This is a genomic window from Sphingomonas sp. AC449 (assembly GCF_979253475.1).
In genome coordinates this window covers 609,080-621,801 of the sequence record NZ_CEEDCZ010000001.1, presented here as the reverse complement: position 1 = coordinate 621,801, position 12,722 = coordinate 609,080, and the positions used below count along the sequence as shown (strand labels likewise).

Sequence of the window (12,722 nt, the reverse complement as noted above, 5' to 3'; positions counted from 1 at the left end):
CATGCTAGCCCGCCTCCTCATCCTCATCGCGCGCGGCTGGCAACTCGGCCCTTCGCTCGTCCTGCCGCCCACCTGCCGCTACGATCCTTCGTGTTCCGCCTATGCAATCGAGGCCGTTGGGCGCTATGGCGCGCTCAAGGGGGGCTGGTTGGCGGCGAAGCGTATCGCTCGCTGCCATCCGTGGGGCGGGCATGGACCCGACCCAGTCCCAGAGCTGAAGCCTGAGAAATTGAAAGACGCCGCCCTGTGAAAGACGACAAGCAGAATTTCGTGCTGTTCGCGGTGATCGCGGCGCTCATCCTGTTCGGATGGCCGATGATCCAGGGCAAGTTCTTCCCCACCGCAAATCCCCCGGTCACCAAGATCGAGGGTGGCAAGACCAAGCCGCTCGCGAACCCCGCCGCGGATCCCGCCGCTGACGGTGCCGCCGCGATCGGTGACCGCACCGCCGTCATCGCGAGCACGCCGCGCATCCGCATCGAGACGCCTCGCGTCTCCGGCTCGATCAACCTCAAGGGCGCGCGGATCGACGATCTCGTGCTCAAGGGCTATGACGAGACGGTTGCGAAGAATTCGCCCCCGATCCGCCTGTTGTCACCCGCCGGCGCGCCCGACGCCTATTTCGCGAGCTTCGGCTGGCGTGCGCAGGGCCTGACCCCGCCCGCCGCCGACGCCGTGTGGGCGCCCTCGGGCGCGACGACGCTGACGCCGACCACGCCGGTCACGCTCGACGCGACCAACGCGACCGGTCAGCGCTTCCGCATCCAGATCGCGGTCGACCAGGATTACATGTTTACGGTCCGCCAGACCGTCCTGAACGCCGGGACCGCGCCCGTCCCCGTCGCGACCTATGGCCTCGTCAACCGCGTCGGCATCTCGAAGGATCCGTCGTCGATGACGATCCATGTCGGGCCGATGTCGGTCGACAATGGCGGCGCGCACTATCGCCCCGACTACAAGGACATCGACGAGGCGCCGCAGAAGTTCACGACGACCGGCGGCTGGCTTGGCTTTACCGACAAATACTGGCTGACAGCGATCATCCCCGACCAGGGCCAGGCGTTCGACGGCCAGTTCCGCGCGGGTGCGAACAAGGCCTATCAGGCCGACTACGCACTCCAGCCCAAGCAGGTCGCACCGGGCCAGGCGATCACGCAGGTCTCGCGTTTCTTTGCCGGTGCCAAGGAAGTTCGCCTGCTCGATCGCTACACCGATCAGGCCGGCGGCGTCGCCAAGCTCGACTATGCGATCGACTGGGGCTGGTTCCGGATCGTCGAGAAGCCGATCTTCTACTATCTCGACTGGCTGTACCGCACGGTCGGCAATTTCGGCCTCGCGATCATCCTGCTGACGGTCACGATCCGCGGGCTGCTGTTCCCGATCGCGCAGCGCCAGTTCAAGTCGATGGCGGCAATGCGCGCCGTCCAGCCCAAGGCGAAGGCCCTGCAGGAGAAGCACAAGGACGACAAGCTGCGCCTCCAGCAGGAGACGATGGCGCTGTACAAGGCCGAGGGCGTCAATCCGCTCGCCGGCTGTGCGCCGACGCTGCTCCAGATCCCGATCATGTACGCGCTGTACAAGGTGCTGATGCTGACGATCGAGATGCGTCACCAGCCGTTCGTCGCGTGGATCAAGGATTTGTCCGCACCCGATCCGCTGACGCCGCTCAACCTGTTCGGCCTCCTTGCCTTCACGCCGCCGCACTTCATCGCGATCGGCGTCGTGCCGATCATCCTGGGCATCAGCATGTACTTCCAGTTCAAGCTGAACCCGACGCCGATGGACGACACGCAGAAGCAGGTCTTCGCGCTCCTCCCCTGGGTGCTGATGTTCGTGATGGCGCCGTTCGCGGTCGGCCTCCAGGTCTACTGGATCACGTCGAACTGCCTGACGATCATCCAGCAAAAGCTGCTCTACGCCCGGCATCCGGGTCTGAAAGTTCCGGTGACCAAGTGAACGACGTCCCCAACCTCGGCCCCGATCTCGAGCAGACCGACGCGCCGTTCACCGCGGAACAGCTCGAGCATGCGCGCAAGCTGTTTGCCGGCCATGTCGGCTTTCTGAAGTCCGCGCCGACGCTCGAATTCCTGCCCGATGCGACGGTGCCGGAGGTGGCGTTTGCGGGGCGTTCGAACGTCGGCAAGTCGTCATTGCTCAATGCGTTGACGGGCCGCAATTCGATGGCGCGCACGTCGAACACGCCGGGCCGCACGCAGGAGCTGAACTTCTTCGACGTCGGCGCGCCGCTCGCGTTCCGTCTCGTCGATATGCCGGGCTATGGTTTCGCCAAGGCGCCCAAGGATGTCGTCAAGAAGTGGCGATTCCTGATCAACGACTTCCTGCGCGGACGTGACGTGCTCAAGCGCGCGCTGGTGCTGATCGATTCGCGCCACGGCATCAAGGATGTCGACCGCGAAATCCTCGAGATGCTCGACAAGGCCGCGGTCAGCTACCGCATGGTCCTGACCAAGGCGGACAAGATCAAGGCGTCCGAACTCGTCGAGGTCATCGAGCGCACCGCGCTGGAGGCGCGCAAGCGTCCCGCCGCGCATCCCGACATCCTCGTCACGTCGAGCGAATATGGCATGGGCATTCCCGAACTGCGCGCGGCAGTCGTCGAAGCGGTAAGCTAACGCCCGCGCATCCGGCGGGGGTCGCAGAGATTGCCCTCGCCCGTCCGGCCCGCTAGTCCCCGGGCCATGAAACTCGTCATCGGCAACAAGGCCTATTCCTCCTGGTCGCTCCGCGGCTGGCTCGCGTGCAAGCACTCCGGGCTGCCTTTCGAAGAGGTCGTCGTGCCGATGTACGACGCCGACTGGGAAAAGCGCCGGCAGGGTGACGAGTTCGCGCCCTCGTCGGGCAAGGTACCCATCCTGTGGGACGGCGAGGCGGTCGTGTGGGACAGCCTCGCGATCGTCGACTATCTCGCGGACAAGGTCGGTCGCGACCGGTTCTGGCCCGCCGACGAAGCGGCGCGGGCGATGGCGCGCTCGATGGCGGCGGAAATGCACTCCAGCTTCGCCGCGCTTCGCAAGAAGCACAGCATGAACGTCCGCCAGATCTTCCCGGCGCAGCGTCCCGACGACGACGTGCTCGTCGATCTGCAGCGGATCATGGAACTCTGGGCGCAGGCGCGCGCGCGATTCGGTGGCGACGGCCAGTTCCTGTTCGGGCAGTTTGGTGCGGCGGACATCATGTTCGCTCCCGTCGTCACGCGGATCGTGACCTATCAGCTTCCGATCGCCCGCTTCGCACAGGGGTATATGCAGGCGATGTTCGAACACCCCTTCATGCAGGACTGGATCGCCGGTGCGCAGGAAGAGGAATGGGTGATCGAACAATATGAGCAGCCCGCGTCGAGCCCGACGCGATGATCGATCCGCTGGCGCTGGCGCAGGCGCTGCTCGCGGCGGACAGCGTCACGCCGGCACGGGGCGCCGTGTTCGATGTTCTCGAAGCGGCATTGCGCCCGATCGGCTTTGCGGTCGACCGGTTCGTCGTCGGCGAGGCGCCCGACGGTCCGGTCGAGAACATGCTCGCGATCCGGAACGGCAGCGGCCCGCATCTGGCATTTGCCGGGCATCTCGACGTCGTGCCGCCCGGCGATGGCTGGACCGGGTCACCCTGGTCCGCCGAGATCCGTGACGGGCTGCTCTACGGGCGCGGCGCGGTCGACATGAAGGGAGCCATCGCCGCCTTCGCCGCCGCCGCCGGCCGCAGCGACGTCGGCACGCTCTCGCTGATCATCACCGGCGACGAGGAAGGGCCCGCGACGTTCGGGACGCGCGCGCTGATCGACCGGATGATCGCGCGCGATGTCGTCCCCGATCTGTGCATCGTTGGCGAGCCGACCTCGACCGCCAGACTGGGCGACGTGATCAAGATCGGGCGGCGGGGTTCGGTCAATATCTGGATCGAGGTCCCCGGGCGGCAGGGTCATGTCGCGTATCCTCATCTGGCGGACAATCCGATCCCGCGCCTGATCGCGATCCTCGCCGACATCGGCGCGATCGAGCTCGACCGCGGCAATGCCTGGTTCCAGCCGTCGAACATCGAGGTGACCGACCTCACCGTCGGTAATCCCGCGCACAACGTGATCCCCGCCAAGGCGAGTGCACGGTTGAGCATCCGGTTCAACGACGAACACCGCGGCGCCGACCTGATCGACCGGATCGCGGCGGTGGCGGCGCGCCATGACCCTGCTGCGCAGGTCACCGGGCGGATATCGGGCGAGGCGTTCCTGACCGAGCCCGGCGCGTTGTCGGCGATGCTGTCCGGCTCGATCGAAGCGGTCACGGGCGTCGTGCCGGAGCTCTCGACGACCGGCGGCACGTCGGACGCGCGGTTCCTGTCGAAGCTGTGCCCCGTGGTCGAGTTCGGATTGATCAACGCGACGATGCACAAGGTCGACGAGGCCGTCGCGGTCGACGACCTGATCATGCTGACGGATATCTACGCAAACATGATCGAGCGTGCGATGAGCGGTTCCTGATCGCGACGACGATCGCGGGGAATGGCTCGAACTGGGGGGAAAGACATGATCAAGGCATTGCTGCTCGGACTGGCGACGACGGTTGCGACATCGGCGCTGGCGCAGACGCCACCCCCGGCGCCCTCGCGAACGAGCTACATACAGGCAGGCGCGGTACTCGATCGCCCGGGCCAGCCGCCGCGCGGGAATACCACGATCGTGGTCCGCGGCGGCAAGGTCGCGGAGCTGCGCGACGGGTTCGTTGCTGCCGAGCCCGGCGCCACGCTGATCGACCTGCGCAACGCGTTCGTCCTGCCCGGGATGGTCGACATGCACGTCCATCTCTGGGGGATCGGTGGCGACCCGATGCGCGCGCGGCTCGAGGCGCTCAACCGCGACCGGTTCGACGACGAGATGACCGCGGTCGCCAACGCCCGCACCACGCTTGCGGCCGGGTTCACCTCCGTACGCGATCTCGGCGGCGACCCGCGCGGCATCAGGGCGCTGCGCGACGCGATCGACGCCGGCGCGGTCGAGGGCCCCACGATCACCAATGCCGGCGCAATGATCTCGGTCACCGGCGGGCACGGCGACGGCGGCAACGGTCTGGCGGAGGAATTCGCCGACATGGTGCATGCGAAGGAGGTCAACCTGTGCGACGGCCCCGACGATTGCCGTCGTGCGGTGCGTGCACAGGTCGCGCTGGGCGCCCGCGTCATCAAGTTCGCGGCGACCGGCGGGGTGCTGTCCAACGTCAGCGGCGGTCTTGGCCGGGCGATGACGCCTGAGGAAATGCGCGCGATCATCGACACCGCGCACACGCTCGGCCGCAAGGTCGCGGCGCACAGCCACGCGATCGAGGGCACGCGCGCCGCACTGGAGGCGGGCGTCGATTCGATCGAGCACGGCACGTTCCTCGACGACGAGACGATCCGGCTCTTCAAGGCCAAGGGCGCGTATCTGGTGCCGACCGAGATTGCGCCGGTGGCCGCGCTTGCGCAGGCCCGCGGCGGTGCGCTGCCGCCCGCGACGATCGTCAAGGCCGAGTCCGCGGCCGCAGCGATGGCGGCGAGCCACCGCCGCGCCTATGCCGCAGGGGTCAAGGTCGCGTTCGGCACCGACACCGGGGTGTCGAAGCACGGCGACAACGCGACCGAATTCGCGCTGCTGGTGCGGAACGGGCTGACCCCGGCGCAGGCGATCGCCGCGGCCACGGTCGGTGCCGCCGACCTGCTGGGTCGCGACGATATCGGCACGCTCGCACCGGGCAAGACCGCCGACATCATCGCCGTCACCGGGTCACCGCTGCAGGACGTCACCCGCCTCGAACATGTCGCGTTCGTGATGCACCGCGGTATCGTCGCAACGCAGAAACCGATCAGCTGACACCGGGCGTGGACCGCGGCCGTCGAAGCCGGCGGGGCCCCCCGCCCAGCCAGGCACGCAGGAGCATCGTCACCTCCCCGGGGCGTTCCATCGGCGACAGATGGCCGCACGCGCGCAGGATGTGGAACGCCGCGCCCGGGATACGCGCGGCCAGCGCCTTGGCATCGTCGGGGGAACAAATCCGGTCGCGGTCGCCGACCGCCACCAGGGTCGGAACGCGGATCGCGGCGATCGCATCGGTGATGTCGGGACGCGCGAGCAGCGCCTCCTGCTGGCGGTCGAACACGCCTGGTCCGACCCGCTCCGCCATCGCCTGGACGGGCCCACTGACGATTGCCGAGAGCTGCGGATCGGCGTGGGGCGCGGTGGCCAGCGACCCCTGATCGGCGACGAACCGCGGTCGCGCCTCCATCGATGCGCGCGTCCCGAACAGGGCGATCCGCGTGACGCGATCGGGCGCCTGCCGGATGATCTCCATCGCGACATAGCCCCCGAGGCTCACGCCGGCGACCGCGAACCGCGGCGGCGCGTCCGCAAGCACCCGCGCCGCCATCGCGTGGATGCTGCTGTCCCGCGACAGATCGCCGAACTCGGGGTGGACCAGATCGCCCAGGTCCATGATCTGGCGCGACCAGAGCCGGCCGTCGCAGCCCATTGCGGGCAGCAGCATCAAGGGTTCGAGATGTCGTTCCATCGCTGGACTCCAGTGTCGGGACAAGGGGCGCGCAAGCTCGGCTCAGCCTGCGACGAACGGGAAGGCGAGCGCGATGATCCCGACCAGCGTCATCACCGCGCAGACCATCACCGCGGGGAGCAGCGTGAAGCGTTGGTGATCTGCGAGATCGATCCCGGCGAGGCTGACGAGCAGATAGGTCGACGGCACCAGCGGGCTGAGCAAATGGACGGGCTGTCCCATCAGCGACGCACGCGCGATCGCCATCGGCGAGACACCGTAATGCGCGCCCGCCTCGGCGAGGATCGGCAGCATCCCGAAATAGAAGGCGTCGTTCGAGATGAAGAAGGTGAACGGCAGGCTCAGCACCGCGGTGATCGGCGCCATATAGGGGCCGAACGCAGGCGGGATCGCACCCACCACTTCCTTGCTCATCGCCTCGACCATGCCGGTTCCGCCGAGGATGCCGGTGAAGATGCCCGCGGCGAAGATCAGCGACACCACCGACAGGACGTTACCCGCGTGCGCGGCGATCCGCTCCTTCTGCTCGGCGACGCCGGGATAGTTGACGATCATCGCGATCGCGAACGCGATCATCATCAGGACCGACAGCGGCAACACGCCCCAGACCAGCAGCGTCAGCAGCGTAACGACGAGCAGGCCGTTGAACCAGATCAGCCTTGGCCGGCGCGCTTCGGGATATTGCGATACCGCCATGCCCGTGAATTCGGCCTCGTCACGCACCTGGACCGCACCGATCCGCGCGCGTTCCTTGCGCCCGAACCAGACCGCCAGCGCCAGCAGGCTGACGAGCCCGGCGATCATCCCCGGGATCAACGGCAGGAACACCGTCGCCGGGTCGAGCTTCAACGCACTTGCCGCACGCGCGGTCGGACCACCCCATGGCGTCAGGTTCATGATCCCGCTGGTCGCCATCAACAGGCAGCACAGATACAGCCGGTTCATGTCGTAACGCTTGTACAGCGGCAGCAGCGCGGCGATCGTGATGATGTACGTCGTCGATCCGTCCCCATCGAGGCTGACGAGCGCGCACAGTACGACCGATCCGAGCAGGATCCGCGTCGGGTCGCCGTGCACCATCCGGATCAGGCGCCCGACCAGCGGATCAAACAGGCCGGTGTCGGTCATCGTCGAGAAGAACAGGATGGCGAACAACAGCATCACGCCGGTCGGGGCGAGGTTCTTGATCCCGTCGATCATCATGTCGCCGAGACCCGCCGCCTGTCCGGCGACGACGCCAAAGATCGTGGGGATGACGATCAGCGCGACCAGCGGCGTCATCCGCTTGGTCATGATGAGCGTCATGAAGGTGGCCACCATCAGGAAGCCAAGCAAAGCCAGGTTCATGCGAGCAATCCTTATGGGGGAGTTAGAAGGTCACCGCGACGCGCGCGCTGACGGTCTCGCCGTCGTCGCTGCCGATTACGGCGCCGCTGCGGTTGTCGGTATTCCAGTGGATCGCGTTGACCTGCAGCCGGGTGAAGCTGTTGAGGTACCAGTTGACGCCGAGCGTCCCTGCCCATCCCTCGCCACCGGTCAGCAGGTCGGTGTAATCGAGGCTTTCATAGCGTCCGGTCAGCTCGATCGCGCCCGGCCCGCCGTCGAAGGTGGGTCGCTTGACCTTGGGCTGGCCGAAGCTGCCCAGTCGCGGGTTGTAGGGCGGCAGGTCGCCTGTCAGGAAGAACCCGCCCGACAGGCTCCACGCCTTGCTCGTGAAGTCGGGGCGCCCGGCATCGAGCCGCGCGTCGCGCCGCCCCGCCTCCGCCATCAGCCACAACGGCCCGCGATAGCCGCCGAGCTCGAGGCCATAGCCGGTCGTTCCGGTTCCGCCGATCAACGGCCCCGTCGACACGCGCAGGCCGCCGTTGAAGCGGCCACCGATCACGGTGTTGCGCGTCAGCGTGGTCGCGGCCGGGGACAGCGATTCGTCGAACCCCCAGGCGCCGAGATGCAGAACCGCGCTGTCGGTCTTGATCGGGTTCCAGTGTGCACGGGCGAGCACGGTGCGGCCGTCGCTGACCGCCTGCGTGCCGTCGACACGGTCGCCGGTGACCGTCAGCGACGCGTGCCCCGTCTTCCAGAACAGGCGGGGCATGATGCCGATGCCGTAGAAGCCACGCTGCGGAATGATCGCGGTCGCGACCGTCGTGCGTTCGAGGAACGGCGTCGAGTCCGACCCGGTCGAGCCCTCGAACCCGCGGTCGTTGAACAGATGCCCGGCGCGCACGTCGTAATCGAGCCCCGGCTTGATCCGGTCGCGCCAGCCCATGAACGCGGTCACGACATCGACCTCGTTCTCCGAAAAGTCCGCTTCCATCTGATAGAAGAAATGCGTTCCGACCCCGCCTTCGAGCCCGAGGCGCAGCGCGCGCATGCCCGTGGTCGTCAGGTTGCGCGTGTCCGATTTCGACCCGAACGACGAGCTCACATCGGCAAGAATGCGGCCCCGGGGCTTGAACGTGTAGACGCCGTCCGCCGAATGGAACACCGGCAGGCCCGCCCCCCATTCGGTGGTGATGCCCGACGGATTGTCGCGCGCGGCGGCGGCCTGCGCGACGTCGCGATCGGCGGGGCCCGGCGGCACGAGCTGCGGCGCGAACGGGATCGTTCGCCGCGAGTCCGGCGTCGCCTGCGCGACCGCGACGGGCGGTGTCGCCGGGGTGGTTGTCGGTGTCGGCGCCGTCGTCACGGGGGCCGGCGACGCGGCAACGACCTGCTGCCCCTCGATCCGGTCGAGCCGGGCTTTCAGCGCGGCGATTTCCGCCGCCTGCGCGCGGACGAGGTCGGCAAGATCCGCCTGGCTCGGCGTCTGTGCCAGTGCAGGAGTGGCGACTGCGAGTGCAATCACTGCACAGCCGGTACGCAACAGGGTCATCGGGAAGCTCCGGAAAGGGTCGCCTGCCAGTCGCGAAGGAAGCGCTGGCGGGTGATGTGATCAAGATTGACGAGCAGTTGCGGCCCGACGCGGATCGGCCGCGCCTGCACGCTCGGCAGGCGACGCGCGCGCACGTCGGTGCGCACCGGCCACAGGCTGCGTTCGGCGAGAAGCGTCTGGCCGCGGCGGGACAGCAGGAAGTCGAGAAACAGCTTGGCGGCGGCCGGCGCACGCGCGTTGCGGGCGATGAATGCGATGCGCGACGTGACGATGGTGTAGTCGGTGGGGAACACCACGCCGAGCCGGCGATCGCGCTTCGCCTGCTCCAGCGCATAGGAGCCGATGACGTTGTACGCGATCGCCTGGCGCCCGGCGGCGACCGCGGCGAGCATCGGCTCGGTCGTTGCCGAGAGAACTGGCCTAGTCGCCGCGATCGCCTGGAAAAGCGCACGGCTGTCGCGGGTGATCGCCAGATCCTCCGCCATGTACAGATAGCCGACATTCGAGCGGGCGGGATCGAAGGTCGTCACGCGGCCGGTGAACACGGCGCGTCGCTGTCGCAACACCGCCTCGAGCGCGGCATGGCTGCGCGGCATTGCCGCATCGGGGATCAGACGGCGATTATAGACGATCCCGATCGGCTCGGCAGTGACGCCATAGCCCATGTTCTTCCATACCGACCGCGCCGGGAGCGCAGGCTTTTCGGGGCTCGCATAGCCTTGCGCGAACCCGTCGTTGATGAGCTTGACCTGCAGATCCATCGCCGACGACCAGACCAGGTCCGCGGACGGGCGACGGGCTCGCGTCTCGGCGACCAGCCTGCGGTAGATTTCGGCCGAGCCGAGATCGGCATAGCGCACCGCTATCCCGGGATAGGTCCGCCTGAACGCGGCGACCACCGTGATGAGTTCGCCGCGGTCGGCATTGCCGTAGACGGTCAGCACGCGCTCGGCCCGCGCATCGGCGATCAGCGCGTCATAAGAGCGCGGATAGCCGACCGGGCGCTGCGCCACGGCATGGCCCGGCTGGGCTGCGCCAACCGCCAACATCATCAGAAATAGGATCTTTCGCATCCCGGCTCCTCTCGCTTTTCCGCTTCTGTGCTCGGATAAGCCTGACGATGCGATACAAGCCCGACCTGTCAGCAACCTTTCACCGCTGGTCGTCATGCGAATCCTGATGATCGAAGACGATGCCGCGCTCGCCCGCAGCATCGGCGCGCTCCTTCGTGCGGACGGCCATGCGGTCGATCACTGCGCGAGCGGCGAGGAGGCGCTGACGCTGGTGTCGAGCGAGCCCTATGCGCTCGTGATCCTCGACGTCGGCCTTCCCGATATCGACGGATTCGTCGTGCTCGAACGGATGCGACGCACCGGCGAGCGCGTCCCCGTGCTGATGCTGACCGCGCGTGACGGGCTCGACGACAGGGTCCGCGGGCTCGACCTCGGCGCGGACGACTATCTGCGCAAGCCGTTCGAACCCGAGGAACTCGAAGCGCGCGTCAGGGCGCTGGGCCGACGACGCGGCGGCGATCCGGTGCCGATGGTCACGATCGGCGCGCTGACGCTCAACCGGTCGACCGGGCATGCCGAGGTCGCGGGTCGCGTGCTCGACCTGCGGCGTCGGGAATGGGCGGTGCTCGACGCGCTCGCGACGCGGGCGGGACAGGTGGTCCCGCGCGACCTGTTGCTGGCCGAGGTCTTCGGGTTCGACGAGCCCGTCGGGCCCAATGCGATCGAGGTCAACGTCACGCGACTGCGCAGCAAGCTCGGCGATGCCGGGCCACAAATCCGGACGATCCGCGGTGTCGGCTATCTGATCGATGCGGGATAGCCGCGGCGGTCCACTACGGCGCGCGATCGCGCTCCGGACACGGCTGCTGCTCGCGATGGTAGGGCCGCTGGTCGCCGTCGCGATCCTGCTCGGGCTGGCAGGCGCGACGCTGATCGCCGACGTCGTGCGCCGCACCAACGACCGCGTGCTCGCCGGCGCGCTCGGCGCGATTGCCGAGACGGTGCAGGTCGAACGCGGCGACGTCACGCTCGACCTTCCCCCCGCCGCGTTCGGGATGCTGGAGAACAGCGAGCGTGACAACGTCTATTACCGGATTGCCGAAGGCGACACGTTGCTCACCGGCTATGCCGACCTGCCCGCCCCCCGCCCGAACGACCTGACGATCGACGAGCCGCGCTTTCGCTTCGCCAGCTACCGCGGACAGCGCATCCGCATTGCCGAAGTCCGCCGCGCCTTGCCCGCGATCGATCGCCCCGTGGTGGTCCAGGTCGCCGAGACGCTCGACGGCCGCAGCGCGTTGTCGCGGCGCCTCATGATCGCGCTGCTCGTCGGCGAAATCCTCCTGGTGGGGATCGCGGTTCTGCTCGTGCGCCCCGCGCTCGGGTGGAGCCTGCGACCGCTCTCGCGGCTGCGGGGCGCGGTCGAGGCGCGTGACGGGCGAGCCGCGCCCGATCTGTCGCCGCTGGAGACCGGCCCGCTGCCGCTCGAGCTGCGCCCGCTCGCCACCGCGTTCGACCGGCTGCTCGCGCAGCTCGACACCGCCACCGCCGCGACCCGACGCTTCACCGCGGATGCCTCCCACCAGATGCGCACGCCGCTGGCGGTGCTGAAGGTCCAGGTCGCGCTCGCCCGCCGGGGATCGAGCGAAGCGCTCGACGAGATCGCGGATGCAAGTGCACGGCTCGAACGCCTGCTTACCCAGTTGCTGGCGCTGGCGCGTGCCGAGGAAGCCGGCGCGTCTGCCCCGCTCGAACGCGTCGACCTGCGCGAGGTCGCGGTCCGCGTCATCAGCCGGCATATCGGGCAGGCGATCGACGCCGATGTCGAGCTTCAGCTTGAGGCGGAAGCCGGGCCGGTGATGGTCACCGGTCACCGCACGCTGATCGTCGAGATCGTCGGCAACCTCGTCGACAACGGCATACGCTATAATCGTCGCGGCGGCATGGTGACGGTGGCGATCGCGCCCGCAGGCGACGTGCCGGGTGACGAAGTGACGCTCGCGGTGCGCGATGATGGCCCGGGGATTCCGCGCGCTGACCGCGACCGCGTGTTCGATCGGTTCATACGGCTGGAGGCGGGCGACGGCGCGGAGGGCAGCGGCCTTGGGCTGGCGGTCGTCCGCTCCGCCGCCACGCGGATCGGCGCGACCATCGCACTCGAAGATGCGGCACCCGGTCTGATCGTTCGCCTCCGCTTTCCCCGCTAGACGACGCCGCGAACGCGCGCATCGCCACGCGGATCGAATTCGTGAAACATTCGGCACACATAAGCGGCATAAAGCG

Annotated in this window: 12 protein-coding genes; 8 read left to right on the top strand and 4 right to left on the bottom strand. The window is 68.0% G+C overall.

Features of this window, described 5'->3' with window-relative positions; genetic code table 11:
• The first annotated feature begins 1 nt into the window (after nucleotide 1).
• From yidD to AC0CH3_RS03095, 6 genes are all read left to right on the top strand, one after another.
• The gene (gene yidD / locus AC0CH3_RS03120) at nucleotides 2-250 is read left to right on the top strand and encodes a membrane protein insertion efficiency factor YidD (RefSeq protein ID WP_056015392.1); all 249 of its coding nucleotides are present in this window, start codon (nucleotides 2-4) and stop codon (nucleotides 248-250) included.
• A complete protein-coding gene (gene yidC, locus AC0CH3_RS03115) occupies nucleotides 247-1,956 on the top strand; it encodes a membrane protein insertase YidC (RefSeq protein ID WP_354301890.1) in 1,710 nt (569 codons plus the stop codon). The genes yidD and yidC overlap by 4 nt, the downstream gene beginning before the upstream one ends.
• 80 nt (nucleotides 1,957-2,036) lie before the next feature.
• Nucleotides 2,037-2,633, top strand: a complete 597-nt coding sequence (gene yihA / locus AC0CH3_RS03110) for a ribosome biogenesis GTP-binding protein YihA/YsxC (RefSeq protein WP_457326556.1) — start codon at nucleotides 2,037-2,039, stop codon at nucleotides 2,631-2,633.
• Nucleotides 2,634-2,699: 66 nt separating this feature from the next.
• Complete coding sequence (locus AC0CH3_RS03105; RefSeq protein ID WP_056015398.1) at nucleotides 2,700-3,374, top strand: glutathione S-transferase family protein; 675 nt, start codon at nucleotides 2,700-2,702, stop codon at nucleotides 3,372-3,374.
• Complete coding sequence (dapE, locus tag AC0CH3_RS03100) at nucleotides 3,371-4,492, top strand: succinyl-diaminopimelate desuccinylase (RefSeq protein WP_354301886.1); 1,122 nt, start codon at nucleotides 3,371-3,373, stop codon at nucleotides 4,490-4,492. The genes AC0CH3_RS03105 and dapE overlap by 4 nt, the downstream gene beginning before the upstream one ends.
• Before the next feature lie 45 nt (nucleotides 4,493-4,537).
• On the top strand, nucleotides 4,538-5,857 hold the full coding sequence (locus tag AC0CH3_RS03095; protein ID WP_465237555.1) for a metal-dependent hydrolase family protein: 1,320 nt from the start codon (nucleotides 4,538-4,540) through the stop codon (nucleotides 5,855-5,857).
• On the opposite strand, the gene AC0CH3_RS03090 is transcribed toward AC0CH3_RS03095, so the two are convergent.
• Genes AC0CH3_RS03090 through AC0CH3_RS03075 form a run of 4 tightly spaced genes read right to left on the bottom strand, consistent with a single transcriptional unit; the run spans nucleotide 5,850 to nucleotide 10,499 of the window.
• A complete protein-coding gene (locus AC0CH3_RS03090; RefSeq protein ID WP_354301882.1) occupies nucleotides 5,850-6,551 on the bottom strand; it encodes an alpha/beta fold hydrolase in 702 nt (233 codons plus the stop codon). The genes AC0CH3_RS03095 and AC0CH3_RS03090 overlap by 8 nt on opposite strands.
• 42 nt (nucleotides 6,552-6,593) lie before the next feature.
• Entirely contained in the window at nucleotides 6,594-7,898 is a 1,305-nt protein-coding gene (locus AC0CH3_RS03085; protein WP_333993936.1) for a CitMHS family transporter, read from the bottom strand.
• Nucleotides 7,899-7,920: 22 nt separating this feature from the next.
• Nucleotides 7,921-9,426, bottom strand: a complete 1,506-nt coding sequence (locus tag AC0CH3_RS03080; protein WP_056015408.1) for an OprO/OprP family phosphate-selective porin — start codon at nucleotides 9,424-9,426, stop codon at nucleotides 7,921-7,923.
• On the bottom strand, nucleotides 9,423-10,499 hold the full coding sequence (locus tag AC0CH3_RS03075; protein ID WP_465237554.1) for an ABC transporter substrate-binding protein: 1,077 nt from the start codon (nucleotides 10,497-10,499) through the stop codon (nucleotides 9,423-9,425). Before AC0CH3_RS03075 ends, AC0CH3_RS03080 begins: the two co-directional genes overlap by 4 nt.
• Nucleotides 10,500-10,605: 106 nt before the next feature.
• On the opposite strand from AC0CH3_RS03075, the gene AC0CH3_RS03070 reads away from it, so the two are divergent.
• Both AC0CH3_RS03070 and AC0CH3_RS03065 read left to right on the top strand, forming a co-directional pair.
• Nucleotides 10,606-11,259 carry a response regulator transcription factor gene (locus AC0CH3_RS03070; protein WP_333993942.1) on the top strand — a complete coding sequence of 218 codons (654 nt, stop codon included), beginning with the start codon at nucleotides 10,606-10,608 and terminating at the stop codon, nucleotides 11,257-11,259.
• Nucleotides 11,249-12,646 (top strand): sensor histidine kinase, encoded by a 1,398-nt coding sequence (locus tag AC0CH3_RS03065; protein ID WP_354301878.1) that lies wholly within the window; start codon nucleotides 11,249-11,251, stop codon nucleotides 12,644-12,646. Before AC0CH3_RS03070 ends, AC0CH3_RS03065 begins: the two co-directional genes overlap by 11 nt.
• Nucleotides 12,647-12,722: the final 76 nt, after the last annotated feature.